The following is a 26,969-nucleotide window of genomic DNA, read 5'->3' on the forward strand; positions in this document are numbered from 1 at the left end:
TTTTCTATCCCCAATCCCGGCAGATGTATTTGAGTTCCATGAATTCCTGCATTCCCAGCCGCGCCCCTTCGCGGCCCAGCCCCGATTGCTTGGTGCCGCCGAACGGGATCGGCGCGCCGGTGACCTTGGTGCGGTTCACCGCCACCATGCCGTATTGCAGCGCGCGCGACAGGCGGTAGATGCGGCGCGGATCCTGGCTGTGGACATAGGCGACCAGCCCGTATTCGGTGTCGTTGGCCTTGGCGATCACCTCCTCCTCGGTATCGAAGGGGGCGATGGGGGCGACGGGGCCGAAGGTTTCTTCGCGCATGATCGCGGCATTGTCGGGCACGTCGGTCAACACGGTGGGCTCAAAAAACAGCGGCCCCAAAGTGTGGCGCTTGCCGCCGCAGGCCAGTTTCGCGCCCTTCTCCAGCGCGTCGGCGACGTGTTCTTCCTGCTTGGCGACGGCCTTTTCGTTCATCAGTGGCCCGATATCGGGATCGTCGAAGCCCCGCCCGACGCTCAGCGCCTTGGTCGCCGCAACGAACTTGGCGCAGAAGTCGTCGTAGATGGGCCGTTCCACGAAGATGCGGTTGGCGCCAAGGCAATCCTGTCCCGAGGTGGCGAACTTGGCCTTGATCACCTCGGCCACCGCGTGGTCCAGATCGGCGCCCTTGAAGACGATGACCGGGGCGTGGCCGCCCAGCTCCATCACCAGTTTCTTCACCGTGGCGGCGCTGTCGCGGTAGAGGATGCGCCCCACCTCGGTCGAACCGGTGAAGGACAGGGCGCGCACGTGCGCGTCTGAGGTCCATGGCGGCACCACCGTCGACGCCTGACCGGTAACGACGTTGAACGCGCCAGCGGGGAACCCCGCGCGTTCGGCCAGTTCCGCCAGCGCGGTCGCCGAATATGGCGTTTCCGAGGATGGGTGCGCGACGACCGTGCAGCCGGCGGCCAGTGCGGCGGCGGCCTTGCGGGTCAGCATCGCTGTGGGGAAATTCCACGGTGTGATCAGGGCGACCACGCCCACCGGTTCCAGCCACAGTTCGACCTCGGCATCGGGCAGGTGGCTGGTGACGCCCTCGACATTGGGGCGCTTGGCTTCCTCGGCGTAATATTCCACGAACCCGGCGGCGTAATCGATTTCGCCGCGCGCCTCGGACAGGGGCTTGCCCTGTTCGGCGACCATGATCCGCGCCAGGTCTTCCTTGTTGGCAACGATCAATTCGAACCAGCGGCGCAGGATGGTTGACCGATCCTGCGGCAGACGCCCGGCCCAGTCGGCAAAGGCCACCTGCGCGGCGTCCACTGCGCCGGCGCTTTCCGCGGCCGACAGGCGGGCGACCTCGCCCACAAGCGATCCGTCGGCCGGGTTGGTCACCGGCAGGGTGGTGGCGTCGGACGCGGCGACCCATTTGCCGCCGATATAGGAAAAGCTGCGAAACAGCTTGGGGTCGGCGATATCGACCCCGGTCACGATCCGATCCTGTTTCATGGCAGCCCTCCGTTTTCCTGCGATGCGTTACGGGAAAGCTAACGCCGGAGGGGCGGTGTTTGGGGCTGTTCTGAGGGCCCAAAGCAGAGGATTTTTTCGAAATTCCGCCCTCGGGCAGAAGAAATATCGGATCAGTGTTCGGGGATCGGGTCGGCGGTGTTTTTCACCGTCTTGGTCACGATATAGCCGAAATAGCGTTCGATCCCCGCGCTGCCATCCAGCAGATCGTCCATGAAGCGCTGATAGGCATCGACATCTGACACCACAAGCCGCAGCAGGTAATCGACCCCGCCGCCAAGCGCCCAGCAGGCCTGCACCTCTGTCCGGGCCTGTACTTCCGCCTCGAACCGGCGGAAATCCTCGGCCTTGTGGCCCGACAGGGTGATTTCGACCAGAACTTCCGTCACCGGGGCGATGCGGCGGATGTCGACCATCGCGCGGTAGCCGGTGATCAGTCCGGATTTTTCCAGCTTTTTCAACCGTTCCCAGCATGGGCTGGGCGACAGGTTCACCGCTTCGGCCAGCGCGACCTTGGTCATCCGGCCGTTATCCTGCAACGCGCGCAGGATGGCGAAATCGTAGCTGTCGAGTTTCGGGCTTCTTGCCATCGTGGTTCGGGCTGTCTTTTGCTTTCGGTGATCTGGCGCAACAGAAAGCAAGCCGCGGTCCATGTCAACGGCACCGGCATCGGTACTGGCGCGGGGGCAGGTGCTAACTATTCCCTTGCCTTCGCGCGGGAATGCGGCCAATCGAAGGTCATGCGCAGGCTGTCCTATATCGCGCCGGTCCTTGCCACGCTCGTCATCGCGACCAGCGTGTTCAGGGGAGCCTATGGCTATTTCAGGTCCGAGGAACTGGCCAGGGCCGGGGGGCGTCTGTCGCTTTACCAAAGCTCGGTCCGGGCCGAATTCGAACGGTTTTCGCATCTCTCCTATGTTCTGGCGCGTGATCCCTTCGTGATCGCTGCCGCCGCCGGTGGCGGTACCGGCGATCTGAATCCGCGGCTTGAAGATTTCACCGAAAGGGCCGGGTTGGACGCGATTTACCTGATGGGCACGGACGGTTCGACGATCGCCGCGTCGAACCATGCCGAGCCCAGCAGTTTCGTGGGGCAGAATTACGCTTTCCGCCCTTATTTCGCCACTGCCATGGAGGGGGAACAGGGCCGGTTCTATGCCATCGGGGCGACCACCGGTTTGCCGGGCTATTTCATTGCCGACCCGGTGCACGGGGCGGGCGATGCTGTGGCCGGCGTCATCGCGATCAAGATCGACCTGTCCGGTCTGGAGCAAAGCTGGCGCGGGTCCGGCGAACAGGTGTTCCTGGCCAATGACGACGGGGTTGTCCTGCTGTCGTCGGACCCGGATTGGCAATACCGGGTGCTGTCCCCGCTCTCCGCGGATCAGCGGGATAGGATCGTCGCGGCACGGCAGTTTCCGGGACAGGCGCTTGATCCCTTGGATTGGCAGGACTTGACGGAACAAAGGGTGCGGATCGCGGGGGAGGAACGGCTGCACCTGACCGCCACAGATCTGCCGCATGGCTGGGCGTTACACTACTTTGCGCCCGATGACCGCGCGGTGGCCCGGGCCTGGCTGGTCACCGCCTTGCTGGCGCTGGCGGCCGGGCTGGCCTTGATCTTTTACCAGATTCAGCGCGCCCGCCGGGTCGGGGCCGCATTGGCGCGGTCGGAACGCGAAGAGGCCGAACTGCGCGAGGCCAACAAGCGGCTGGCCCGCGAGATCGAGGATCGCCGCCGCGCCGAACGGCGGCTGAAACGGACCCAGGACGAACTGGAACGCGCCAGCCGCCTTGCCGCCCTTGGGCAGCTCGCGGCCTCGGTCACCCATGAACTGGGCCAGCCGATCGCCGCGATGCGCAACCACCTGACGGCGGCCGAAATCGGCGGTCGGGACGCGGGCGGGCTGACCGGCAGGATCGGCGCGCTGGTCGACCGGATGGAAGGCATCACCCGGCAGCTGAAATTCTTCGCCCGCTCGGAAAGCGAAGCCTTCGACGCGGTTGATCTGCGCGATGCTATGCGGGCCTCGGTGGCGCTGGTCGAACCGAACCTGGCCGAGATCAACGCCGATCTGCGGGTGGAGCTGCCGGAGGCCCCGGTGCAGGTGCGCGGCAACCGGCTGCGGATCGAACAGGTGATGACCAACCTGTTGCGCAATGCGGTGGATTCCGTCGACGACAGTGCCGAACCGCAGATCCGGGCGCAGGTCGGCCAGACGGGCGGCGAAAGCTGGTTCGAGGTGCGCGACAACGGTCACGGGCTGGGACAGGCGACACTGGCCGAGCTGCAGGAACCCTTCGTCACCACCCGCGAAAGCGGCCGGGGCATGGGGCTGGGGCTGGCCATATCCGCCAGCATCGTCAAGGATCACGGTGCGGTCATGACGGCCCGCAACCGCAACGACGGGGGCGCCGTGTTCCGCGTGACTTTCCCCGAAGACAACCCGGAGGAAGACCCGGCATGATCGCGAATTCCCCCTTCAGCATTCTGATCGTGGATGACGACAAATCGATGCGCCAATCCTTGGTCGACCTGATGGAGGCCGCCGGCTGGCGCGCCGAGGCGGTGGCGCGCGCCAGCCAGGTCGCCGATATCCTGAAAGGCGGGCTGCCCGACGTGATCCTGTCCGACGTGCGGATGCCGGGCATGTCGGGGCTAGACCTGCTGGACAGCCTGGGCACGAACGGCGCGCCGCCCCTGGTGCTGATCTCGGCCCATGGCGATATCCCGATGGCGGTGCAGGCGATCCAGCGCGGCGCCTATAGTTTCGTCGAAAAACCCTACGAGCCGCGACGGTTGCTGACCATCCTCACCCATGCCGCCGAACGGCACCGGATGCGGCAAAGCAACGAGCGGCTGAAGGAACGGCTGTATAAACTCTCCGGGCTTGACCGTATCCTGCTGGGCCAGACCGATGCGGTGGCGGCACTGCGCCGCGATATCCTCGACCTGGCCGAAACCGACGCAACGATCCTGATCGAGGGCGAAACCGGCACCGGCAAGGAACTGGTGGCCCGCGCGCTGCACGATCTGGGCGCCGATCCGGACGCGCCCTTCCTGGCGCTGAACTGCGCCGCGCTGTCGCCCGACACGTTTGAGGCGGAAATGTTCGGCGTGGCGGGCGAAGCGGACGGGCGGCTGGTGGCGGCTTCGGGCGGGACACTGTTTCTGGATGAAATCTGTTCCTGCCCCTTGCCGGTGCAGGCCAAGCTGTTGCGGGTGATCGAGGATCGGCAGGTGCTGCCGGTGGGTGGCGCGCAGCCGCGTCCCGTCGCGTTCCGTGTCATTTCGGCCACCAATGAAGACGTGCAACAGGCCGTCGCGCAAAACCGGTTGCGGCAGGATCTTCTGTTCCGGTTGAACGCGGTTATGCTGTCCCTGCCGCCATTGCGGCAGCGCCGCGATGACCTGACGCTGCTGGTGACGCATTTCCTCGAGGATTACGCCCGGATCTACGAAACGCCGGTCCCCGCGATCACGCAGGATGACCTGGCGGCGCTGCTGGCGCATGACTGGCCGGGCAATGTGCGCGAGCTGCGCAATGCGTGTCAGCGGCGGGTGCTGGCGGCACGGCGCGGCACCGGGTCGATGGCGCAGGCGATGCGCGCCGATCAGCAGATCGAAGACGTGCCCGGCACATTGCGCGAAGCGGTGGCGGCGTTCGAGCGTGAAGTCATCGGCAAGGCGATAAAGGCCCATGAGGGCCGGATGGACGCCGCCGCCGAAGCCCTGGGCATCGGGCGGCGCACGCTGAACGAAAAGATCGTCAAGCTGGGGCTCGACAAGGACGCCTTGCTGTAATCGGAATGCCCTGCGGAAATCCGCAGGGCTGCCGCTCTTCGCCATGCATTTTCCTTCATAGGCAAGCCGCATCCGTTTGCGGATGCTTGCGCTCATCTGGAAAAGACCAAAGTCTCTGGGAGGAGCCCAATGCGTAAACTTATGAACCGGACGGCGATCGCCGCCCTGTCGCTGGCCTTTGCAACCGAAGCGATGGCGACCGAATGGAACGTGTCGCTGTGGGGCAAGCGCCGCGCCTTTACCGAACATGTCGAAAAGTTGGCCGAGCTGGTCTCGGAAAAGACCAACGGCGAATTCACCCTGAACATCAGCTATGGCGGCCTGTCGAAGAACAAGGAAAACCTCGACGGGATTTCAATCGGTGCCTTCGAGATGGCGCAGTTCTGCGCCGGCTATCACCGCGACAAGAACCCCTCGATCACCGTCCTGGAACTGCCGTTCCTCGGCGTGTCGTCACTGCAGCAGGAAATCGAAATGTCGCTGGCGGTGTACCAGCATCCGGCGGTCGTCGCCGATCTGGCGCGCTGGAATGCTACCCTGCTGATGCCGTCGCCGCTGCCGCAATACAACCTTGTCGGTGTCGGGGACGCCCCGACGATGCTGGAAGACTTCGAGGGCCTGACCGTGCGCGCCACCGGCGGTATCGGCGCCGCGATGGAAACCATCGGCGCTGTACCGACCTCGATGTCGGCCTCCGAAGTGCGTCAGGCGCTGGACAGCGGCATCGTCAAGGCGGTCAGCTTCGCGCCGCACGCCCACATGTCCTTCGGTACGGTCGAGAACGGTGCCTGGTGGACCACCAACCTGAACCCCGGCACGGTGAACTGCCCGGTGGTGGTGAACACCGACGCGCTGAACGACCTGCCCGATGACCAGCGCGAGGCGCTGCTGGGCTCGGTCGATGAAGCGCTGGATTACTACGTGGATTTCTACGAGACCAAGACGATGGACGCCTGGGGCCCGGCGCTGGACGAGCGCGGGATCGAACGCATCACCTTCAGCGACGAAGAAGTCGCCGCGTTCAAGGACGCCGCCGCGGCACCCGCGGCACAGGCCTGGATCGAAGACAACACTGCGCGGGGCCTGCCCGCCCAGGAACTCTATGATCTTGTCACCGGCATGATTGCTGCCCAAAGCAAGTGACCCTGTCGCCCTGTGCCTGTTCCCTTCGGGCGCAGGGCTGACGGTTTTCAGACATCCTGCGGAGAACCATTATGGCCGGATCATCCCTCGTGCTGTCCGACGACAGCCGGTTGAGCGCGCTTGACCAGACCCTTTACAAACTCGAACGCGTGATGGCGCTGATCAGCGGGCTGGCGGTGTTTTCGCTGATGGTGCTGGCGGTGGTATCGGTCGGTGGCCGCAACATCGCCAACGCGCCATTGCCGGGCTACGTTGACTGGATCGAACAGGCGATGCCGCTGATCGCCTTCATGGGCATTTCCTTCACGCAGCGCGATGGCGGCCATATCCGCATGGATATGCTGGTCGGCGCACTGAAGGGGCGGGCGCTGTGGCTGGTGGAATTCATCACCACGGCCACGGTCCTGTTGCTGATGGTGCTGCTTGTCTGGGGCAGCTGGGCACATTTCCAGCGCAGCTTCGATTTCGCCGCCCCGCTTTGGAGCCGCGACAGTTCCATCGATATCGGGTTGCCGATCTGGCCGGCCAAGCTGCTCGCCCCGCTGGCATTCTCGGTGCTGTGCCTGCGGCTGGTGCTGCAGCTTTGGGCCTATGGCCAGGCTTTCGTGAAAAATATCGCCCGCCCGGTCGCCGTGCCGATGGTGGCCGACGCCGCCACACAGGCGGTGATGGAAGCCGAGCATGTCTCGGGTCACGACGATTAAGGAATACAGATATGGAACCGATTGATATTGGCCTTGCCGTTTCCGGCGGTCTTCTCGTTCTCGTCGTGCTGGGGATGCGGGTGGCGTTTGCCGCCGGGTTTGCCGGGCTGGTCGGGCTGGTGTGGATCTTCTGGGCCAAGTTCGACTATGACGGCGCACGTTTCGCCAAGGCGCTGACCATCGCGGTCAAAACCGCCGGGCAGGTGCCGCATTCCAAGGTGTCGAGCCAGGCGTTGTCGCTGATCCCCACCTTCATCCTGATCGGCTACCTAGCCTATTATGCCGGTCTGACCAAGGCGCTGTTCGAAGCCGCCAAGCGCTGGCTGGCCTGGGTGCCGGGCGGATTGGCGGTGTCGACCGTTTTTGCCACCGCCGGTTTCGCCGCCGTGTCCGGCGCCTCGGTCGCGACCTCGGCCGTGTTCGCCCGCATCGCGATCCCCGAGATGCTGAAGATCGGTTACGACAAGCGCTTCGCCGCAGGTGTCGTGGCGGCGGGCGGCACGCTGGCGTCGCTGATCCCGCCCTCGGCGATCCTGGTGATCTACGCGATCATCGTCGAACAGGACGTCGGCAAACTGCTGCTGGCGGGATTCATTCCCGGCGCGTTCTCGGCGGTGATCTACGGATTGCTGATCATCGGCATGGCGATGACGATCAAGGGCTTCGGACCTGCGGTCACCGGCTTCACCTGGAAGGAACGGTTCGTATCGCTGCCACCGGCGCTTCCTATCGTCTTTGTCGTCGTGACGATCATTTTCTTCGTCTACAACCCGTTCGGCGGCGATGCCTGGGGCACGCCCACCGAGGGCGGTGCAATTGGGGCTTTCGTGGTGTTCCTGATGGCGCTTTACAAGGGCATGCGCTGGGCCGAACTGAAGGATGCACTGCTGGAAACCGCCAAGCTGAGCGTGATGATCTTCACCATCATCTGGGGCGTGCTGATCTATGTCCGGTTCCTCGGTTTCGCGCAATTGCCGGCGGCGTTTTCCGATTGGATCACATCGCTCACCCTGTCGCCGATGCTGATCCTGATCTGCATCCTGCTGGCCTATGCCGTTCTGGGCATGTTCATGGATGCCATCGGGATGCTGCTGCTGACCTTGCCGGTGGTCTACCCGGCGGTGATGGCGCTCAATGGTGGTGAATTCGTGTCCGCTGCCGACAGCACCTTCGGCATGTCTGGCCCGATGTGCGCGATCTGGTTCGGCATCCTGGTTGTGAAGATGGCCGAGTTTTGCCTGATCACGCCGCCGATCGGTCTGAACTGCTTCGTGGTGGCGGGCGTGCGCGACGATCTGAGCGTGCAGGACGTGTTCAAGGGGGTGACGCCGTTCTTCATAGCCGATGCCGTCACCATAGCGCTTCTTGTTGCCTTCCCGGCCATCGTGCTGTGGCTGCCGGGGCAGGCGTAACGGCGCGCATCCCGAGGCGAAGTTCGCCCTGAATATTGGAAAATACCGCCTGCCCCCCGGGGCGGGCGGTTTGTCTTTTAGGAGGCATGTGCGGGGCGGATAGGGGATATTGCGGGATGGGATGATATCGGTATACATATGTATACCGATATCGCGAGGTAAGTGACAGATGAGCATAGAGGCGCTTTTCGGCGGGTTCGAACCCCTTGTGCTGCTGGTGTTGCTCGCCACCTCCTTCCTGGGGTCGTTCATCACGGTTTCGCTGGGGATCGGCGGCGGGGCGCTTCTGCTGGCGGTGATGGCAAGCCTGCTTCCGCCCGTGGCGCTGATCCCGGTGCATGGCGTGATCCAGTTCGGATCGAACGTGTTCCGCGCCGCGATCCTGTTCAAGCACACCTATTGGCCACCCTTCGTCGCCTTCGCGCTTGGCACCGGTTTCGGCGCGGCGGTGGGCGGATCGGTGGTGGTCAACCTGCCGCCCGCCATCGTGCAGATCGGTGTCGGCGGTTTCGTGATTTTCAGCGTTCTGTCGCGCCCGCCGGCCTGGCTGTCGCGGTTGCCCTTCGTGACCGCCACGATTTCCAGTTTCCTGACGATGTTCTTTGGTGCCACCGGGGTTTTCGTCGCCAATTTCACCAAGTCGCTGCAGTTGCCGCGCGAACGGCATGTCGCGACACATGCCGGGTTCATGACGTTGCAACATGTCCTGAAGGTGGTGGTCTTCGGGGTCCTGGGAATTCATTTCGGGCCGTGGATCGGTTTCATCGCGGCGATGATTTTCACCGGGCTTCTGGGCACGATCCTGGGACGGCAGGTGCTGGTCCGGATCGGCGACAAGGGGTTCAAGCGCGCGCTCGATATCATCCTCGTGCTGGTGTCGCTGCGGCTGATCTGGCAGGGCGCAGGCAGTTTCCTGTAACGGCGGGGAAACGAATTTTGCCTTGCTTCCGCGGGCTTGCTCTGGCTTGCTCGGGTGCGAAAGGACGAACCCTTGATGCCCGATCTGACCGGCTATTCGATGCCTTCGGTGCTTGCGCTGTTCCTGCTGGCGGCGCTGCTGGTCTGGATTTCCGGAACGCGGCTGGCCCAGTATGGTGACGAAATCGCCGAACGGTTGCAGCTTACCCGTGAATTCATCGGGCTGATTTTCCTCGCGACCGTCACCGAACTGCCCGAGATCGTGACCACCTTCACCGCGGCGCAGGTGGAAAACGCTGCGCTGGTGCTGGGTAACATGTTCGGCGGCATCACCATGCAGACCGCGATCCTGGCGGTGGCCGATTTCTTCGCGGTGCGCCACGCGCTGACGTCGTGGCCGCGCAAACCTACCCATGCGCTCGTGGCGGTGATGCTGATCGTTTTGCTGAGCGCTTTGCTGGCGGTGACCTTCATCGGCGACAGGGCCCTGTTTTCTCATGTGGGGATCGGCGCGATCTGCCTGTCGCTGGGCTTCCCGGTGGTGATCGCCCTGCAGCGCGGTTTCGACCAGAAAGCGAGCTGGGCGCCGGTCGACCTACCCGACGAGGACCGGCCAAGCAAGGCGCGCCAACGTGCCGATGGAACGCTGTCTGAATGCCGAACACAGGTGCTGGTCCTGCGTGCCGGGTTGTTCAGCCTGCTGATCCTCGGGGCCGGCATGGTTCTGGCGCTGTCGGCCGACGCGCTGGCGCAAAAGACGTCGCTGGGGGGATCTTTTATCGGGGCAAGCCTGCTGGCCGCCGCGACCTCGCTGCCCGAACTCAGCACCACGCTGGCGGCGGCGCGGCTCGGGGCCTACACGATGGCGATCGCCAATATCTTCGGCAGCAACCTGATCATGCTGGCGCTGATCCTGCCGGCCGACCTGGCCTATGAGCCGGGGCCGATCCTGTCGCAGGCCGACGCCAGCGCTCAGTTCAGCATCGCCACCGGCATTATGGTGACCGCGATCTATGTCGCCGGAATCCTGATCCGCCGTACGCCGAACCTGCTGGGCGCGGGGCTGGATTCCTGGCTGGTGATGGGGGTTTATCTTGCCTCGCTGGCGGGTCTTTACCTCATGAACTGAGCGACAGGGTGCCGTCCGGCGCCAGTGTGACCGCGCCGTCGAAACGGCCGCATTCGCGGTTCATGCGCCCGGCCAGCCACCGCGCGTCCTCGTCCCCGGCGCGCTGCAGCCGGAAGGCGTGGATGCGGTAGGGGATCATCGACAGGGCAACAAGCGTTCCGTCGGCGGGGTTCAGATCGGCGATACAGGCCAGCGCCAGGGCGGGGCGATAGCCATCGTGCCCGCCGATGCCTTCGTAATCGTTGATCAGGTCGCCGCAGCCGTAGAGGATCAGCTTGCCGTCATGCAACTCTACCGCCTTGGGGTGGTGCGAGGAATGGCCGAAGACGACATCCGCCCCGGCCTCGTCGATCAGCGCATGGGCCAGCGCCCGGTCCTCCGGGGCGATGTCATAGCCCCAGTTGCCGCCCCAATGCAGCGACACCACCAGGATGTCGCCCGGCCGCCGCACCGGATCGATCCGGTCGCGGACGACTTCAGCGGTGTCCTCTGCCCGGTCGGGCATGACCGCCACCCCCGGCATCAGCGGCCCGGCGGCCCAGCTGTCGGGCACGCCGCTGTCCCAACGTCCGAAGGCCAGTAACAGAAGCCGCTGGCCGTTGGGCAGCGGGATGACCAGCGGCGCCTCGGCCTGTTCAATGGTTTCGCCCGCGCCGACCTGCGCCAGCCCGGCCCGCGACAGGGTTTGCAGCGTTTCCAGCAACCCCTCGCGGCCCCAGTCGAGCACATGGTTGTTGGCCAGGATGCAGGCGTCCGGCTGCAGCGCTTGCAGAGCCGCGATATTGCCCGGGTGCATCCGGTAATGGATGCCCTTCGGGGCCGGGTGGCTGGCTGTGGTGACGGCGGTTTCCAGATTGAGCAGCCGCGCATCGCAGCCGCGATCGGCAAGATCGCTCAGCAGATCGCCCCAGACATAATCGGCCGCCACCGGCGCGGGGATCTTGCCGCAGTGTCGTTCGGCCAGATCGACATAGCCCTTGGCCGAACGCATGTAGCCTTCGTAAAGCACCGGATCGGATGGCTGCGGCAGGATCTGGTCGATCCCGCGTCCAAGCATCACGTCACCGGCGAGGAACAGCCGGATACGGTTGGCGGAAGGGGGCGCGATCGTCATGCCAAAAGGATAGCGCAGCCGGTGCGGGGCCGACTTGACGGGTATCAAGTGCCGCGCATTCCTGCCCTTTAGGCGGCGCCGCACCACGGGCGGGCCGGATTTGACAGGTGCGTGATTGAGCTATGTCAAAGAAAACCAATACAGTTTGTGTGTTCCTGTCCGGGCGAACAGATATGTTTACCAACTGACAGGTCAGGCTGCCGGAAAGGGGGCCACATGCGTGCATTTGATACCTCACGGGGGAAAACCGTGACCGGGAAACCGGGTTATTTTCTGACCCGGACACCGATGATCGCCGCGGCGGTCCTTGGCGTCTGGGCGTTTTCGGCCACGGCCCAGACCACCACGGCAACAGATACAGATACCGATACCGGCGCGGCGCAGGTCGATGTGGCGCCGGATAGCATAACCCCGGCGGTTCTTAAACAGGCCGATATATTGCTCTGGAAACAGCCCGGCCCGACCGCCCGGCTGCAGGCGCGCGGCGTTCTCGAAATCGCGGCCGCCGATGGAAATCCGGAGGCGCAGTTGATCCTTGGCCGCCACCTGCTGCACGGCTGGATTCTGGAACGGAACGTCGCCCGAGGGATTGCCCTGCTGGAACAGGCGGTCGCGGCGGGACATGCCGGGGCGCAAGTGGAACTGGGTCAGGCCGTCCTGTCGGGGAACGGCATGGACGCCGATCCCGAAAGGGCGCAAGCGCTGCTGGAACAGGCGGTGTCGCAGGGCAACCGCGACGCGATGCGGGTGCTGGGCAAGCAGCTGGTGGGCGGCTGGGATCTGACCCGCGACGTGGAACGCGGCCGCGCATTGCTGGACAAGGCGATTGCCGAAGGCGACGAAAAGGCCCGCGTGGCGCGTGGTGAACTGATGCTGTACGGCATCGGGCTGGAACAGGACCGCGCGCGGGCGCTGGAACTGTTCGAAGCGGCGGCGGAAAACGGCAATGGCGAAGGTCTGGCGATCTATGGCGAAGACCTGATGTGGAGCCTGCGCGACTGGTCCCGCGCCGAAGCGATGCTGACCCGCGCGGCGGAACTGGGTGCGACCGAGGCCTGGGTCACGCTGGCGCATGGGGCGATGTACGGCTATCTCGGCGGTGGCCGTCGGTCGCGGGCCAAGTTCGATGGCTTTGCCGAAAAGGCGCACGCGGCCGGCGAAGAGGGTATCGCGGCGCTGGAAGCCACCCGCAACATGTGGGGCATCAACATGCGCGCCAGCGGTCCCGAAACCATCGCCCGCCTGCGCAAGGATGCCGATGCGGGCAATGCGGCGGCGGCCCGGTTCCTGATCGGGCTTCTGCGCGATGGCAACGGGTTGAACCTGCGCCGCAGGCCGGAGGACGCGGCCGAGGCGCTGGAAACCTATCGCGACCTGTTTGACGAAAAGACGGTGGCGCAGTTGGAGATTACCCTTGCGGCGGCCAAGGCGTGGGTGCCCAAGGCCTGGGCGGAAGTGGCCGAAGCTTATGCCGCGCGGCCCGATCTGAAATCGATCTGGTTCGGCAAGGAGTTGTACAAGGCCAATGAAAACGTGGCTTTCTACATCCTGCAGCAAAGGTTCCGCGAGGAAGGGCTGTATCGGGGACCGATCAACGGTTACGCGACGCGCAGCACGTTGCGGGCCACCAACATCGCCTGCCGCACGCTCGACAAGACCGCAGCCTGCTATGACAGCGTGATGCGCCCCGACGTGATCGGGGCCTTGTTGGCGCAATAGGGCAATAGGCAAGACAGGCCAGATGAACGCAATTTCCTCCTTGGACAACACGCCCGCGGCCGCTGGCCGGAACCTGCGCTTCGTGTTCTGGACCGGAGCGGTTCTGGGACTGATCCTGGCGCTGGCGCGCGGCTTTGCGCTGCGCGACGGGCTGGCCGATGCCGGGCTTGGCGACGGGTTGAGCCTGATGGTGCGGGGGCTGGGCCAGGACTGGCTGATCGTGCTGGTTCTGACGCTTGTGATCGCCGCCCTTGTGCGGGCGTTCGAGAACCGGGTCGTCGCTTCGATGTGCACGTTTCTGTTCGCCGTGACGGCGGTTCTGGTGATGCTGGCGGGGTTGGCCAACCTGGTGGCCTTGCGGATGCTGGGCGCGCCGCTGACGATGGAATGGCTGGCCTATTCCGACCTGGGCAATACCGACGTTGCGCTGGACTACATGCGCCGCCTCGTCACCGTGCAGGTGATCGCGGTCGGGGCGGTGGCCATCGCGGCGTTGCTGGGCGGCGCGGCGCTAATGGCGCGGCGCCGGCAATTGGCCACACCGTTGATGATGCTGAGCCTGATGGGTTTCACCGTCGTCGTCAGCTTTGCCCAGCAGGGCAGGCCGGTCAACGTCGCCGCCGCCCGGCTGGAAAACCCGATCGTCGCCTTTGCCAACTCGCTCGGGGGCGAAGGCGGACTGGACGGGCTGGGCGGCGAATATGCGGGTTACCAGATGCCATTCGGTCCGGCCGATCCGTTGCCGCGCCCGGCGGAACCGGCGAAACCGATCCGAAACGCCATCGTATTCGCCTATGAATCGACACCGGCCAAGCAGGTGCAGGGGTGGGGCGGGACCCTGCCGGTAACGCCGCATCTGGCCGCGTCTTTGAAGCATGCGCTCGCCTTCGATCGAGCCTATGCGCATGTGCCGGCGTCCAACTATTTCCTGGTCTCGATCTTCTCCGCCATCGCGCCGGAGCTGTCGCCGGTGTCGATGCTGGCCAGCTGGCCGGATCTTGACGCGACCTACCTGCCCGAGGTGATGGGGCTGAACGGGTTGCGCACGGCGTTCTTCAATTCTTCCGACAACCGGTTCCAGAACACCGAGGGACTGGTCCAGGCCACCGGGTTCGACCAGATCGGCGATTACCGCGACTGGGATTGCGAAACCGGCGTCTACGAATTCGAAAGCGTGACGGACAAGTACCTCAACACCTCCAGCGACCTGTGCACCATCGACGAGATCGTCAAATGGATCGAAAAGCGCCCCGACGACCCGTTCTTCTTGGCGTTCCGGACCGGGATGACCCATTATCCCTATTTCCCCGGCGAAGACCCGCAGGATTACGTCGAGGACGAAACCTATAACGACTATCTCAACGCGCTGCGGGTCGGCGACGAAGCCTTCGGCAAGCTGATGGCCTATCTCGACGAAAGCGGGCTGGCGGAGGAAACGCTGGTCGTGGTGCTGGGCGATCACGGCGAAGCCTTCGGCGAACACGGTACCTATGTGCACGCCGCCGGCATCAACGAGGAAAACGTGCACATCCCGATGGCGCTGATCAATCCGCAGCTGTTCGATGGCACCCGCAGCGACCTGATCGTGGGGATCGCCGATATCGGTCCGACGATCGCCGATCTTCTTGGGTTCCCGATCCCGTCCGCCTGGCAGGGAAAATCGGTGTTCGCCGACAACCGCAAGAACGGCGTTCTGTTCTTTTCGCCCTGGAACGGGTTCTTGGTCGGCTACCGCGAAGGCGACGAGAAGTTCATCTATAACGGTCATTCCGGCGAAATGGCGCTGTACGACCTGGCCAGTGATCCAGAGGAACAAAACAACCTTGCCGACGCTGATCCGGCGGCGACCTCGGCGGCCCGCGACAAGCTTGGCGCGGTGGTGTCCGCCCATAGCAAGTATATCGACTGGCTGCTGAAACAGGCCGGCGCCCGGAAACAACAGAAGGCCGACGCCTCGCTGATCGAGATCGTCGCCACGGGCACCAGCTACAAATCCGCACCCGAGGGCTGGGTCATGCTGGACGGCGAAAATGTCGGCGGCTTCAAGCTGACTTCGGCGCCGTCGAATGCAGACCGCGCCGTCACCCGGGACGAGATCGACGCGGCGCTCACCACGTTCCGCATGCCGGTCAATGCCGGGGCCTGCCCGCGCCGGATCGAGATATTCTTTCTCAACGACGAATGGGAAGGCGACGGTCAGACCGGGGACACCGATCTCTACATCCGCTCGGTCAGCTTTGCCGGGACGACCTACTATTTCAACCGCTTTTCGTCGCTCGAACAGGGAACCGGGAAAGTGTCGGGGGACTATTTCCATCTGTGGCGAAAGGGCGGAATGCGGATCGATCTCGACCTTGATCAGAGCTGCCTGAGCGCCGAGTTGATCGAGAAATGAACAAGCACCACGGGAGGTTGAAGAGCATCCCGGGAGCTTGGATTGAACATGTTTTCTTTGTTTTGTGGCCCGAAAATGATAAGTCTTATCCTCAGGATGTTATATTTTGAGCCATATCAAAGATTATGATTGTACGAATTTTATTAATGTTTTCGTGTCCGAATGCCACCCGCCGTTCCGGGCGGAACAAAGATCCGGCGACAGGGCGGCACGGGGCGTAGTGATGGTGGAGCATGAGTGAATTGCAGATCTACAGGCCGCGGTTTCTTTCCATGCGCCCTTATGAAAACGGACGTACCGTGCTTGTTGCCGGCGGGGCCGGTTTCATAGGATCGAACCTCAGTGCCCGCTTGTTGGCCGACGGCGACAGGGTGATCTGCATCGACAACCTTGAAACCGGGCGGCAGGAAAATATCGCCGAATTGCACGACAATCCGAACTTCGCCTTTTTTCTGCATGATGTCATCGAACCTTTCGGAATCGGCGGGCCGATCGACCGGATCTATAATCTGGCCTGCCCGGGATCGCCGATAAAATATCAGCGCGACCCGGTGCATACCTTCAAGACCTCCGTGATCGGGGGCCTCAACCTGCTTGAACTGGCCCAGAAGAAAAACGCCCGCATTCTGCAAAGCTCGACATCCGAAGTCTACGGCGACCCCGATATTTCGCCGCAGCACGAAAATTACTGGGGCCTGGTCAACACGGTGGGGCCGCGTGCCTGTTACGACGAAGGCAAGCGCGGCGCAGAGACGCTGTTTCACGAAATGCACGAACGGGAAGGGATCGACACCCGGATTGCCCGGATCTTCAACACCTATGGCCCGAACATGGATCCCGAAGACGGCCGCGTCATTTCGAATTTCATCGTGCAGGCGCTGACAGGGGATGATCTGACCATCTACGGCGATGGCAGCCAGACCCGGTCCTTCTGCTATATCACCGACATGCTCGACGGGCTGACCGCGCTGATGGAAACCGAGGATAATTTCGGCTCCATCGACGATCCGGTCAACCTGGGAAATCCGGGTGAATTCACCGTGTTCGAACTGGCCGAAATCGTTCTGGAAATGACCGGTGCGGATTGCGGGATCAGCTATCAGGACCTGCCCGTGGATGATCCGCGGCAGCGCCGCCCGGACATTACGCGCGCCGGCCGGCTTCTGGGCTGGGCGCCGAAAATCGCGCTGCGTGACGGGCTGGCGCCGACGATCGCCTATTTCCGCGATGAACTCGGCAAGCAGCGACGCCTGAAAGGTCAGGTTGCGTGATCGTGTCTGAGGGGCGCAACATCCTTGTAACCGGCGGCGCCGGGTATATCGGCAGCCATGCCTGCAAGGCCCTGGCGCTGGCGGGGCACCGGCCGGTGGTGATAGACAATCTGTCGCGCGGCCATGCCGACGCGGTGAAGTGGGGGCCGCTGGTCAAGTCGGACCTGCGCGACACGGACCGGGTTCGGGCGGCGCTGCGCGCGCACCGGATCGAGGCGGTGATACACTTTGCCGCCTTCGCCTATGTCGGTGAAAGCACGCAAAATCCGGGCCTGTATTACGACAACAACCTGCGCGGCATGATCTCGTTGCTTGATGCGATGCAGGCCGAAGCCGTCAATCAGATCGTGTTTTCGTCCAGTTGTGCGACCTACGGCATCCCGGATCAGCTGCCGATCACCGAGGCCGCGCCGCAGAACCCCATCAATCCCTATGGCCGCAGCAAGCTGGTCTGCGAATGGATGATGCAGGATGCCGCCACCGCCTGGGGCCTGCGCTATGCGGCGCTGCGCTATTTCAACGCGGCAGGTTCCGATCCCGAGGGCGAGATCGGCGAACGGCACGACCCCGAAACGCACATCATTCCGCTGGCGCTGCTGGCGGCGGCGGGGCAGGGCGAACTTAAGCTGTTCGGCGACGATTACCCCACCCCCGACGGCACCTGCTTCCGCGATTACATCCACGTGACCGATCTGGCCCGGGCGCATGTGCTGGCGCTGGATCACTTGTCGGGCGGCGCCGACAGCCTTGCGGTGAACTTGGGCACCGGCACCGGCCATTCGGTGCGCGAAGTCGTCGATGCAGTGGCGCGCGTCACCGGGCGCGAAGTGCCGGTCGTAGTCGCGCCCCGCCGCGCTGGAGACCCGCCTGTTCTCACCGCCGATCCGTCGCTCGCGGCCGATCTGCTTGGCTTTCGCGCCGATTATACCGATCTCGACAGGATCGTGGCCGACGCGGCGCCTTGGTTCGGCCATCCGGGACCTGAATGACCAAGAAACGCCATCCCGCGCTTGATCCGCGCCCTAATCTCGTGCCGATGCTCACCGGGTGGCGGGCACTGAAATACTATATCATCGCGGGGCTGTGGTTCCTTGCCGCCGGATGGTTCTGGGCGTGGTGGCTTCAGCCGGTCCACGTTATCGGATCGGCGCGCTACTGGATCGTGACGGCGGGGATGCTGTGGATCTGGGGCATGCAGCTTTATTTCGTGCTCGTCTTCCTGCAGGCGCGTAAACCCTCGGCACCGGATCCCGAACCGGGACAATGGCGGGTGGCGATGGTGACCACCAAAACCCCGTCCGAGCCGTTCGAACTGGTGCGCGATACGCTCGAGGCGATGCTGGCGCAGGATTATCCCCACGACACCTGGCTGGCCGACGAAGATCCGAGCGACGAAACCAAGAGGTGGTGCATCGCCCACGGGGTGAAGGTATCGACCCGCAAGGGGGTCGAGGCCTATCACCGCACCGAATGGCCGCGCCGCACCCGCTGCAAGGAAGGCAACCTTGCCTATTTCTACGATCACTGGGGCTATCGCGATTACGACATCGTCAGTCAGCTCGATGCCGACCATGTGCCGCAGCCGGGATACCTGCGAGAAATGCTGCGGCCCTTCGCGGACGATGCGGTGGGTTATGTTTCAGCGCCGTCGATCTGCGCCGCCAATGCCGATCACAGCTGGGCCGCGCGCACCCGGCTGTTTTCCGAAGCGGCGTTTCACGGCGTGTTTCAGGCCGGTTATTCGGCGGTGCTGACCCCGATGTGCATCGGGTCGCATTACACGGTACGCACAAAGGCGTTGAAAAGCGCGGGTGGGCTTGGCCCCGAACTGGCCGAGGACCATTCGACCACGATGCTGATTTCATCGGCAGGCTGGCGCGGCGTGCATGCCCCCGACGCCATTGCGGTCGGGCAGGGGCCCGAAACGCTGGCCGATCTGGTAACGCAGGAATTCCAGTGGTCGCGGTCGCTGTTGTCGCTGCTATTGCGCTACACGCCGCGCTACCTGCGTACCATGCCGCTGCGGCTGACGTTTTTATTCCTGCTGTGCCAGACCTGGTACGTGTTCTTCGCGGTATCGATGGCGATGATGTATCTGGTGCCGATCATCGCTGTGACATGGGATGTGCGGTTCGCCGATGTCACCTATCCGGCCTTCCTGGGGCATTCCATGCCAGCGGTGGGAGCGATGATCCTGTTTGCCTATGCGATGAAGCGGGACGGTTTTTTTCGGCCCCGATGGGCGAAGGTCCTGGCATGGGAAAAGGCGCTGTTCGTCATGCTACAATGGCCTTGGGTGTTCTGGGGCTGCGCGATGGCGATACGCGACAGGATCACCGGCCATTTTGTCGATTTCCGCATCACGCCGAAGGGGGGCAATATCGGCCACCCGCTGCCGGGCAAGGTCATTGCCGTCTATGCGGCGCTGGCGATCGGTGCGCTGTTTCCCGTCCTGACCGTGTCCGGGATCGTGGAGGCGCGGGGGTTTTACCTCCTGTCGCTGATAAATGCCGTACTTTACTGTATACTCCTGAGCGTTGCGCTGACCGCCCAGCTGAAGCGGGCGGGAAAACAAAAGGCATTAAAACGAAAAATTTTGGTCCGTGACCTCTCGATATTGAGCTTGATCATGTTTTTGCTCATCACGGCAGGTATTCTTAAGGGCAGAGAAAGCCTCTACGCGCTGGCCTTCGGGCTGGAACCGCTGAGGTTGGTTGAAGTGCAATATGTTGTGTCCGGTGCGGGCAGGGGCGGAGCTGGCGACGTCCGGATCATTCTGCTGCCCGATTTGACTGAAAGATTTACGAGTTTCCGACAATAAAAAAGGAAATTGAGATGAAAAGAAAAACCTCAAAGCTACTCGCTGCGTTGACCGCAGGTATTACTGCGGCCGTGATAAACGTCACCCCGACAATGGCGGCCCCACCGGGCGAGCTTCCTTTCGGAGTCTACGATCCCGATGGTGATTTCGCCAGCGACGGCGAGGTCGTGATCGAGGAGCTCTTCCTGCCGTGGGAAGACGTCTATCTGCAGGCGCTCTACGATGCCGATGAATATGCGATGGAACGCAACCGGTCGCTTCTGGTGACGGTTGAACCCTGGACCTGGTCGCGCAGCGAACGCAACACCGCGCGCTACCTGCAGCGTGGCATCGAAAACGGCACCTACGATCCCAACATGAAGGCGATCTGCGATATTCTGGGTACGCTGAAAAGCCCGGTGACCCTTCGCTGGGCGCATGAGATGGAAGACAAGAGCGGTCAGTTCATCTGGGCCGACTGGGAACCGGAAACCTATATTTCCGCCTATCGCCACATGATCGACCTGTGCCGCGCCGCGGCGCCCAACATCAACGTCATGTGGTCGCCGCTGGGGTATGACAACATGGACGAATACTATCCCGGCGACGACTATGTCGATCTGGTCGGGTTGTCGGTGTTCGGGCTGCAGGCTTGGGACCAGTACAAGTTCGGTCGTGACCAGACCTTCGACGAAATCTTCGCGCCGCGTTACGAACGTGCGGCCAAGTATGGCAAGCCCGTCGTTGTCGCGGAACTGGGCTATGTCGGCAAGGAAGCCTATGTCAAGGATTGGGAAAACTCGGTCCGTCAGGTCAAAGAGCAATATCCCAGCCTCGTCGGTGTCGTCTATTTCAACTACCCCGAGGTCTATCCGTGGCCCGAAGGATTCGGCCGGCCGGACTGGAGGGTCAAGAACCAGATCCTGAAATAAGTCCTGTTGACGCCGTTCGGCGGAAATATGCCGCCGAACGAATGTGGATTTAGAGAATTGATAACGCTCGGGAGTTTTGCTCGGGCGTTATTTTTTTGACGGTGTCAAACTCGCCTGTGGAAGTGCCATGAAAATGCCCATGTTGACCGGTAACCTGCTTTCCATCCATAAAACTCACCGTTCGGGTGCCTTTTCAAAAACAATAGGGCACGCGGTGATTGGTGAATGTTTTCGTGAGGTCAAATCGAATGGGCAAGGCAGTGAACATACGAAATATATCTTTCGCAGTAATGGCAGCCGGCATGATCGGTCTGGCCCCGGCGGCGCAGGCCGATATGGCGGTGACGCCGAAGCAACCCGTTGCGCAGATCGTCAAGTCCAGCGCGGGCAAAGGGGCGGCACGTTTCGACTGGATGGCAAAGGCCGGCATGAACAAATCCAAACGCATCGGGCGGATCGTCCTGTACGGTCGCGGCAGCTGGGTCTGTTCACCCGCAGGCTTCGGCAAGAAGTCGAGCTGCTACAGCCGCTGAACCGGCGCGCTCCGTGGCCTTGATCGCTTCTGTTCGGCCACGATCCCGAAATGACGAAGGCATCCGTTTTTTCAGGTGATGCCTTCGAACCCGTATGTGGCTGCGCTGCGAACAGCGGGAAACATCATCTGGCCAGCAGCCGGTTCACGATTTGGGCGTGGTTGCGAAGGATCGCGAACTGACGCCCGCGGCCTTCATATGCGCCTCGTGTTCGGCAATGGCCCGGTCCAGTTCGGTCCGGTCCTTGCAGCCCGAAAAATTGTCGGCAGTGGCGAGTTCTTCCGCAAAGAACAGGTATCGGTCCCCCGCGACATCCAGCAGCCGCCTCAGTTCCTCCAGCGGATCGGCGTGATCGTCGGCACGCAGGTCGATCCAGGGGTAGGCTTGGCCCCGGTGAATGCGTAGCGCGGCGGCCTGACGGCCGCGCTTGTCGCCGCCGGCATCCTCGCCCGCTTGCATCGCCAGCAGCAGTCGTTCCGCGAACGGCTTGTCCAGATTGTCGAGGTAGCACACGAGCGTGTCATCGATCACCTGCGGACCGGTCAGCATGTTGCCGGCGACGGACACACCGTCGGCGCTGCAATGGCTGGCCCAGTCGATACAGGCTGTGCCGGTATGGGCCGCGATGCGGCCCTTGGCGTCGATCATATGTGCCTGCCGCTGCGCCTGACCGTCGTCGCGGCCAATCAGATCGGCGATCACGTCCTCGGCGGCTTCGCCGGCTTGCAAACGGGCCGATCCCTCGATGCCCCACAGCGGGTTGATGAAGGCCTGTGTCGCCACGGCGGCGTTGGGGTGGATATGCGGCACCAGCGCGCCAACCGCGAAGAAGCGGCTGGCAACGGCGATGCCCAGGTGCCCGGTTGCAGGATCACGGGCAACGATGGAATAGGTCATGGCTCCTCCTTACCGGCCAACGGCGTAGGCTTGCATCAGGCGCGGGGTGGCGGCGGCGCGCAGCAACCCGTCGGGATCGCGGGCGGCGGCGGTCAGCCGTCCGATGGACCACGGATCGGACACGTCCACATCGTGGCCGCGCGCGCGCAGATCGGCGATGGTGGCCTCACCCGCCGAGGGTTCGATCATCATCCGGCCCGGAATGGCCTGACGGGGATAGAACGACCCGGTGAAATGCTGCGAATGGAACAGCGGGGCGTCGATCACTTCCTGCATGTTCTGTTGCCCATGCACCAGACGCAGGAAGAAGATCAGCTGCCACTGGTCCTGCTGGTCGCCGCCGGGCGTGCCAAAGGCCAGATGCGGCTTGCCGTCCCTGAGCGCCAGCGACGGCGTCAGCGTGGTGCGCGGACGGTGGCCCGGCGCGAGGCTGGAGGGCAGGCCCTCGTCGAGCCAGAACATCTGCGCCCGGGAATTGAGCGCGAAGCCGAGCCCCGGTATAATGGGGGAGGATTGCAGCCAGCCACCCGAGGGCGTGGCCGATACCATGTTGCCCCAGCGGTCGATCACGTCGATATGCACGGTGTCGCCGCGCCGATTGGCCCGTTTGGTCAGATGCTCCATCGTCGGTTCGCCCGCATCCGCGCCCACCGCGTGTTTGCCGACGCCGCTGGCACGGTCGATCGCGGCCTGAGCCAGATGTTCCAGCCCCTTGATCTGCCCCGGGCGCTGTTCCAGCGACGCGGCCGTGCCGATCAGTGCGGCACGCTTGGCGGCGTAATCGGCCGACAGCAGTTCATCCATCGGGATGTCGAAGAAGTTCGGATCGCCGTAATAGGCTTCGCGGTCGGCATAGGACAGTTTCATCGCCTCGATGACGGTATGGATGAAATCCGGTCCCATCAGATCCATGTCGGCGATGCCGGCCTGTTTCAGCAGTTGCAGGTTCTGCAGCAGAACCGGCCCCTGGCTCCACGGGCCGGTCTTGCAGACGGTCCAGTTGTTGTAGTCGAGGGTCAGCGGGTCTTCCCAATGGGCGCTCCAGCCGGCCATGTCCTCGGCGGTCAGCACGCCCTTGCGGCGGGTGCCGGTGCCGTCCATGACGCAGGCCTCGGACAGGTAGGCGCCGATCTTTTCTGCGATGAAGCCGCGATAGAAGCAGTCGCGCGCCTTTTCGATCTGCGCCTCGCGCCCGGTGACGCTCTCGGACTCGCTCAGCAGGCGTTCCCAGGTGTCGGCCAGATCGGGATTGCGGAACATTTCGCCCGGGGCAGGGGCCTTGCCGCCCGGCATCCAGACCGCGGCGGAACTTGGCCATTCCTTGGTGAACAGCTCTTCAAGGCTCTGGATGGCGAGCGACACGCGCTCCAGCACCGGGTGACCGTGGCGGGCGTAGTAGATCGCCGGTTCCAGCACCTCGCGCAGCGTCATCGTGCCCTGATCGCGCAGCATCAGCATCCAGCCGTCGAAGGCCCCGGGGATCACCGTGGCGAGCAGGCCAGATCCGGGGATCAGGTCGATCCCTTCGTCGCGGTACTTTTCAATCGTCGCGCCCTGCGGCGCCGTGCCCTGGCCGCAAAGGACCTGCACCTTGTCGTCCTTGGCCGAATAGGTGATGGCGGGAAATTCGCCGCCGGGGCCATTCAGGTGCGGTTCGACCACCTGCAGCACGAAGCCCATCGCCGCGGCCGCATCAAAGGCATTGCCGCCCTTTTCCAGCACCCCGAAACCGACCGAGGATGCGATCCAGTGAGTCGAGGCCGCGACACCGAAAGTGCCGGTTATTTCCGGGCGCGTCGTAAAAGAAACCATTCGGGACTCCGCATTGTGCAAGATGGTTGTGTTTGATTATTTCCGCAGGCTGCTGAACACGGCCGGCCCCACCGCTTCATAAAGCGACGGTGTCCAGCGGTTCAGAACATGGGCAAGGTGGGACGATATGGCCTGTTCGGCCTGATCCGGGTCGCCGCAGCACAGATCCTCCAACAGTGTGCGGTGCTCGGCATCGACCCCCGCTTCCTGGAAGAAGGTCCGTGGCACCTCGACATTGCCGAGCGTGAAGCGGTGGATATGAAGGGCGCAGCGCTGCAGCAGAGGCGATAACAGTTCCATCCCCGCCGCATTGGCCAGTGCGCAGTGAAATGCCCGGTCCAGTTCGCTGCCGCGATAAAGATCGTCCTGCCGGTGTGCCTCGGCCATTTGCTTGATCAGGTCATCCAGCGTGTCGCGATGCTGCGAAATATCGGCCGTTGCGATTTTCCGGGCCACGCCGCGTTCAATGGACAGGCGGATGCGCACCATTTCGACCGCCTCATCAAGGCTGGTTTCGGTGACCCGTGTGCCCCGGTAGCCCGATCGCCGGACCAAGCCGTCATCATCAAGCCGCAGCAGCGCCTCGCGAACGGTGCCCTGGCTGCAGCCGAAACGCCCGGCCAGTTCCGTTTCCAGCAGTTGCGAATCCGGCGGAAGCAGGCGGAACAGGATCGCCTTCTTCAGTGCGGCGTAGACCAGATCTGACTTTTTTCCGCGCACTTTCGGCAGGTCGTTCATGAGTTCGTCGAGGGAAGTGGTGCTAGATATTGACATTCAAAAATTCCAACTCTTAGTATCAATATTGATAATGATAAAATTGTCTGATGTCCAGACGATAGTAACGGAAAGCAGCAAAGAAATGACGCTTCTACGCGTTGAAAATCTGGCTATTGATGTGGCGCGTGATGGCGGAACATGCCGTTTGGTCCATGATGCTCATTTTTCGGTCGACCGGGGGGAAACTATTGCAATCGTTGGTGAATCGGGGTCGGGAAAATCGCTGACCGCACTTGCGGTGATGGATTTGCTGGGCGAGGGCCTGTCGGTTTCCGGAGGGCGGATCCTGTTCGACGACCAAGACCTGACAGCCCTTTCCCCGCGCGAACGCAATGCCCTGCGCGGCAGCAAGGTCGCGATGATCTTTCAGGAACCGATGACGTCGCTGAATCCGGTCCGGTCGATCGAACATCAGCTGACCGAAGGTATGCGCCTGAAGATGAAGCTCAGCCGCAAGGCGGCCCGCGCCCGTGCGCTGGAACTGCTGAACGAGGTCGGGATTTCGGATCCCGTGCGACGGCTGAAACAGTATCCGCACCAATTGTCCGGCGGTATGCGCCAGCGGGTGATGATCGCCATCGCGCTGTCCTGCGAACCCGACCTGATCCTGGCGGATGAACCCACCACCGCGCTGGACGTGACGATCCAGGCGCAGATCCTTGCGCTGACCTCGCGCCTGTGCCGCGATCACGGGGTCGGGCTGGTGCTGATCACCCACAACCTCGGCATCGTGGCGCGCTATGCGCAGAACGTGGCGGTCATGTATGGCGGACGGGTCGTCGAACGTGCAACCGCGCGGCAGCTCTATCGCGATCCGCAGCATCCCTATACCCGGGGGCTTCTGGCGTCGGTGCCGCGTCTCGACCTGCCGCGCGATACACCTTTGCGCCCGATCCCGGGCGCGCCGCCCGATCCGACGGTGGAATTGCCGGGCTGCCGGTTCCATCCGCGTTGCCCCAAAGCGACCGATATCTGCGCCAGGCAGGTGCCGGAGTTTTCCGTCACAGACGGGCACGAGGTCGCGTGCTGGAACGCGGCTGTCGACCATACCGAGGGCAAGGGGGCCGTGGCATGACCAATGAAGCGCCATTGCTGGAAGTGGAAAACCTTCAGGTCGATTTCGCGATCCGCAAGGGGCTGATGCAACGCACCGTCGGTGTTGTCCGGGCGGTCAGCGGGGTGTCGTTCTCGATCCCGCGCGGCACCTCCTTCGGTCTGGTCGGCGAATCCGGCTGCGGCAAGACCACCGTGGCCCGCGCCGTGCTGCAGCTGGTCGAAGCCAGCGCCGGCACGATCCGTTTCGATGGCGAAGACATTGCCGGGATGGACGCCCCGGCATTGCAGAAATTCCGAAGCCGGGTGCAGGCGGTGTTCCAGGACCCGTTTTCGTCGCTCAATCCGCGGATGAGCACGGGACGGATCCTTTCCGAACCGCTGCGGGTGCACCGGCTGAAACCGGACAGTGAAATCAAGGCCGAGGTCGCCCGCCTGCTGGATATCTGCGGTCTGCCGGCGCGGTTCGCCGACCTGTATCCGCATGAGATGTCCGGCGGTCAGCGGCAGCGCGTCGGCATCGCCCGGGCGCTGGCGATGAACCCCGAACTGATCGTCTGCGACGAAGCGGTTTCGGCGCTCGACGTGTCGATCCAGGCACAGATCATCAATCTGCTGGAAGACCTGCAGAAGGAACTGGGGCTGACCTACCTGTTCATCGGTCACGACCTGTCGGTGGTGCGCCATATCTGCGACCAGGTGGGGGTGATGTATCTGGGCCGGATGGCCGAAACCGCGCCCTCAGATCCGCTGTTCGCCAAGCCGCGCCATCCTTACACCCGGGCGCTGATCGACGCGGTGCCCAACCCCGACCCGGATTATGAGCAGGGACGCGAGATCGCGCCGCTCGAAGGTGAGGTGCCCAGCCCCGCCAATCCGCCTTCGGGATGCTTTTTCCACCCGCGCTGCCGGCTCGCGACAGAGCGTTGCCGGCGCGAGGTGCCGGTTCTCGACCCGGTCGAACCAGGCCATCTGGCGGCCTGCTGGGAAACCGGTGTGACCGTTCCAAGTGGCTGAATTTCAACTCATTAAACAAAACCACAACAGGGAAAAAGAA

The 26,969-nt window shown here is 63.3% G+C and carries 22 protein-coding genes; 16 read left to right on the forward strand and 6 right to left on the reverse strand.

The annotated features are described in order from the left end of the window. Positions 1-4 precede the first annotated feature (4 nt). On the reverse strand, positions 5-1,480 hold the full coding sequence (locus IT775_RS09965) for an NAD-dependent succinate-semialdehyde dehydrogenase (RefSeq protein WP_212700958.1): 1,476 nt from the start codon (positions 1,478-1,480) through the stop codon (positions 5-7). A 131-nt stretch (positions 1,481-1,611) separates the two neighbouring features. Beyond that, entirely contained in the window at positions 1,612-2,088 is a 477-nt protein-coding gene (locus IT775_RS09970; protein ID WP_212700959.1) for an Lrp/AsnC family transcriptional regulator, read from the reverse strand. A gap of 27 nt (positions 2,089-2,115) precedes the next feature. Between IT775_RS09970 and IT775_RS09975 the strand changes: the two genes are divergently transcribed. From IT775_RS09975 to IT775_RS10005, 7 genes are all read left to right on the forward strand, one after another. Next, positions 2,116-3,966, forward strand: a complete 1,851-nt coding sequence (locus IT775_RS09975; protein ID WP_343231127.1) for a sensor histidine kinase — start codon at positions 2,116-2,118, stop codon at positions 3,964-3,966. Beyond that, positions 3,963-5,303: a sigma-54-dependent transcriptional regulator gene (locus tag IT775_RS09980; protein WP_212700960.1), complete on the forward strand. Its 1,341-nt coding sequence runs from the start codon at positions 3,963-3,965 to the stop codon at positions 5,301-5,303. The genes IT775_RS09975 and IT775_RS09980 overlap by 4 nt, the downstream gene beginning before the upstream one ends. A 129-nt stretch (positions 5,304-5,432) precedes the next feature. Next, positions 5,433-6,446: a C4-dicarboxylate TRAP transporter substrate-binding protein gene (locus IT775_RS09985; RefSeq protein ID WP_212700961.1), complete on the forward strand. Its 1,014-nt coding sequence runs from the start codon at positions 5,433-5,435 to the stop codon at positions 6,444-6,446. A gap of 71 nt (positions 6,447-6,517) precedes the next feature. After that, the gene (locus tag IT775_RS09990; RefSeq protein ID WP_212700962.1) at positions 6,518-7,150 is read left to right on the forward strand and encodes a TRAP transporter small permease subunit; all 633 of its coding nucleotides are present in this window, start codon (positions 6,518-6,520) and stop codon (positions 7,148-7,150) included. An 11-nt stretch (positions 7,151-7,161) separates the two neighbouring features. Beyond that, positions 7,162-8,562 (forward strand): TRAP transporter large permease, encoded by a 1,401-nt coding sequence (locus tag IT775_RS09995; protein ID WP_212700963.1) that lies wholly within the window; start codon positions 7,162-7,164, stop codon positions 8,560-8,562. A 169-nt stretch (positions 8,563-8,731) separates the two neighbouring features. Further along, a complete protein-coding gene (locus IT775_RS10000; RefSeq protein ID WP_212700964.1) occupies positions 8,732-9,481 on the forward strand; it encodes a TSUP family transporter in 750 nt (249 codons plus the stop codon). A 75-nt stretch (positions 9,482-9,556) separates the two neighbouring features. Then, positions 9,557-10,609: a sodium:calcium antiporter gene (locus IT775_RS10005; protein WP_212700965.1), complete on the forward strand. Its 1,053-nt coding sequence runs from the start codon at positions 9,557-9,559 to the stop codon at positions 10,607-10,609. On the opposite strand, the gene IT775_RS10010 is transcribed toward IT775_RS10005, so the two are convergent. After that, positions 10,599-11,771 (reverse strand): CapA family protein, encoded by a 1,173-nt coding sequence (locus IT775_RS10010; RefSeq protein WP_246525457.1) that lies wholly within the window; start codon positions 11,769-11,771, stop codon positions 10,599-10,601. The two genes, IT775_RS10005 and IT775_RS10010, sit on opposite strands and share 11 nt — an antisense overlap. Positions 11,772-11,972: 201 nt before the next feature. Between IT775_RS10010 and IT775_RS10015 the strand changes: the two genes are divergently transcribed. The 7 genes from IT775_RS10015 (at position 11,973) to IT775_RS10045 (ending at position 21,373) form a co-directional block, all read left to right on the forward strand. Continuing rightward, a complete protein-coding gene (locus IT775_RS10015; RefSeq protein ID WP_212700966.1) occupies positions 11,973-13,442 on the forward strand; it encodes a tetratricopeptide repeat protein in 1,470 nt (489 codons plus the stop codon). A 22-nt stretch (positions 13,443-13,464) separates the two neighbouring features. Then, a complete protein-coding gene (locus IT775_RS10020) occupies positions 13,465-15,837 on the forward strand; it encodes a sulfatase-like hydrolase/transferase (RefSeq protein ID WP_212700967.1) in 2,373 nt (790 codons plus the stop codon). Between the two features lie 233 nt (positions 15,838-16,070). Next, complete coding sequence (locus IT775_RS10025; protein WP_212700968.1) at positions 16,071-17,108, forward strand: UDP-glucuronic acid decarboxylase family protein; 1,038 nt, start codon at positions 16,071-16,073, stop codon at positions 17,106-17,108. Positions 17,109-17,110: 2 nt separating this feature from the next. After that, complete coding sequence (galE, locus tag IT775_RS10030; protein ID WP_212701022.1) at positions 17,111-18,097, forward strand: UDP-glucose 4-epimerase GalE; 987 nt, start codon at positions 17,111-17,113, stop codon at positions 18,095-18,097. Further along, positions 18,094-19,929: a glycosyltransferase family 2 protein gene (locus IT775_RS10035; protein ID WP_212700969.1), complete on the forward strand. Its 1,836-nt coding sequence runs from the start codon at positions 18,094-18,096 to the stop codon at positions 19,927-19,929. Before galE ends, IT775_RS10035 begins: the two co-directional genes overlap by 4 nt. Positions 19,930-19,943: 14 nt before the next feature. Then, a complete protein-coding gene (locus IT775_RS10040; protein ID WP_212700970.1) occupies positions 19,944-20,840 on the forward strand; it encodes a glycoside hydrolase family 26 protein in 897 nt (298 codons plus the stop codon). A 290-nt stretch (positions 20,841-21,130) separates the two neighbouring features. Then, on the forward strand, positions 21,131-21,373 hold the full coding sequence (locus tag IT775_RS10045) for a hypothetical protein (RefSeq protein WP_212700971.1): 243 nt from the start codon (positions 21,131-21,133) through the stop codon (positions 21,371-21,373). A gap of 144 nt (positions 21,374-21,517) precedes the next feature. Here IT775_RS10045 and IT775_RS10050 read toward each other — a convergent pair whose 3' ends face one another. From IT775_RS10050 to IT775_RS10060, 3 genes are read right to left on the reverse strand one after another with little or no spacing between them, the layout of a single operon-like run. Continuing rightward, positions 21,518-22,270 (reverse strand): DUF1028 domain-containing protein, encoded by a 753-nt coding sequence (locus tag IT775_RS10050; RefSeq protein ID WP_212700972.1) that lies wholly within the window; start codon positions 22,268-22,270, stop codon positions 21,518-21,520. 9 nt (positions 22,271-22,279) lie between these two features. Further along, complete coding sequence (locus tag IT775_RS10055; RefSeq protein WP_212700973.1) at positions 22,280-24,082, reverse strand: gamma-glutamyltransferase family protein; 1,803 nt, start codon at positions 24,080-24,082, stop codon at positions 22,280-22,282. A gap of 36 nt (positions 24,083-24,118) precedes the next feature. Continuing rightward, the gene (locus IT775_RS10060) at positions 24,119-24,856 is read right to left on the reverse strand and encodes a GntR family transcriptional regulator (protein ID WP_212700974.1); all 738 of its coding nucleotides are present in this window, start codon (positions 24,854-24,856) and stop codon (positions 24,119-24,121) included. An 85-nt stretch (positions 24,857-24,941) separates the two neighbouring features. On the opposite strand from IT775_RS10060, the gene IT775_RS10065 reads away from it, so the two are divergent. Then, positions 24,942-25,934: an ABC transporter ATP-binding protein gene (locus IT775_RS10065; RefSeq protein WP_212700975.1), complete on the forward strand. Its 993-nt coding sequence runs from the start codon at positions 24,942-24,944 to the stop codon at positions 25,932-25,934. Continuing rightward, positions 25,931-26,929, forward strand: coding sequence for an ABC transporter ATP-binding protein (locus IT775_RS10070; protein ID WP_212700976.1), 999 nt, complete (start codon positions 25,931-25,933; stop codon positions 26,927-26,929). The genes IT775_RS10065 and IT775_RS10070 overlap by 4 nt, the downstream gene beginning before the upstream one ends. Positions 26,930-26,969 lie beyond the last annotated feature (40 nt).

The sequence above is a fragment of the Thalassovita aquimarina genome (assembly GCF_018219815.1).
GTDB classification, from domain to species: Bacteria; Pseudomonadota; Alphaproteobacteria; order Rhodobacterales; family Rhodobacteraceae; genus Thalassobius; species Thalassobius aquimarinus.

Excerpts from the sequence above, each read along its gene's own strand:
- IT775_RS09965 (WP_212700958.1), bottom strand. The coding sequence starts at position 1,480 with ATGAAACAGGATCGGATCGTGACCGGGGTCGATATCGCCGACCCCAAG.
- IT775_RS09970 (WP_212700959.1), bottom strand. The coding sequence starts at position 2,088 with ATGGCAAGAAGCCCGAAACTCGACAGCTACGATTTCGCCATCCTGCGC.
- IT775_RS09980 (WP_212700960.1), top strand. The coding sequence starts at position 3,963 with ATGATCGCGAATTCCCCCTTCAGCATTCTGATCGTGGATGACGACAAA.
- IT775_RS09985 (WP_212700961.1), top strand. The coding sequence starts at position 5,433 with ATGCGTAAACTTATGAACCGGACGGCGATCGCCGCCCTGTCGCTGGCC.
- IT775_RS09990 (WP_212700962.1), top strand. The coding sequence starts at position 6,518 with ATGGCCGGATCATCCCTCGTGCTGTCCGACGACAGCCGGTTGAGCGCG.
- IT775_RS09995 (WP_212700963.1), top strand. The coding sequence starts at position 7,162 with ATGGAACCGATTGATATTGGCCTTGCCGTTTCCGGCGGTCTTCTCGTT.
- IT775_RS10000 (WP_212700964.1), top strand. The coding sequence starts at position 8,732 with ATGAGCATAGAGGCGCTTTTCGGCGGGTTCGAACCCCTTGTGCTGCTG.
- IT775_RS10005 (WP_212700965.1), top strand. The coding sequence starts at position 9,557 with ATGCCCGATCTGACCGGCTATTCGATGCCTTCGGTGCTTGCGCTGTTC.
- IT775_RS10020 (WP_212700967.1), top strand. The coding sequence starts at position 13,465 with ATGAACGCAATTTCCTCCTTGGACAACACGCCCGCGGCCGCTGGCCGG.
- IT775_RS10025 (WP_212700968.1), top strand. The coding sequence starts at position 16,071 with ATGAGTGAATTGCAGATCTACAGGCCGCGGTTTCTTTCCATGCGCCCT.
- IT775_RS10035 (WP_212700969.1), top strand. The coding sequence starts at position 18,094 with ATGACCAAGAAACGCCATCCCGCGCTTGATCCGCGCCCTAATCTCGTG.
- IT775_RS10040 (WP_212700970.1), top strand. The coding sequence starts at position 19,944 with ATGAAAAGAAAAACCTCAAAGCTACTCGCTGCGTTGACCGCAGGTATT.
- IT775_RS10045 (WP_212700971.1), top strand. The coding sequence starts at position 21,131 with ATGGCAGCCGGCATGATCGGTCTGGCCCCGGCGGCGCAGGCCGATATG.
- IT775_RS10050 (WP_212700972.1), bottom strand. The coding sequence starts at position 22,270 with ATGACCTATTCCATCGTTGCCCGTGATCCTGCAACCGGGCACCTGGGC.
- IT775_RS10055 (WP_212700973.1), bottom strand. The coding sequence starts at position 24,082 with ATGGTTTCTTTTACGACGCGCCCGGAAATAACCGGCACTTTCGGTGTC.
- IT775_RS10060 (WP_212700974.1), bottom strand. The coding sequence starts at position 24,856 with ATGTCAATATCTAGCACCACTTCCCTCGACGAACTCATGAACGACCTG.
- IT775_RS10065 (WP_212700975.1), top strand. The coding sequence starts at position 24,942 with ATGACGCTTCTACGCGTTGAAAATCTGGCTATTGATGTGGCGCGTGAT.
- IT775_RS10070 (WP_212700976.1), top strand. The coding sequence starts at position 25,931 with ATGACCAATGAAGCGCCATTGCTGGAAGTGGAAAACCTTCAGGTCGAT.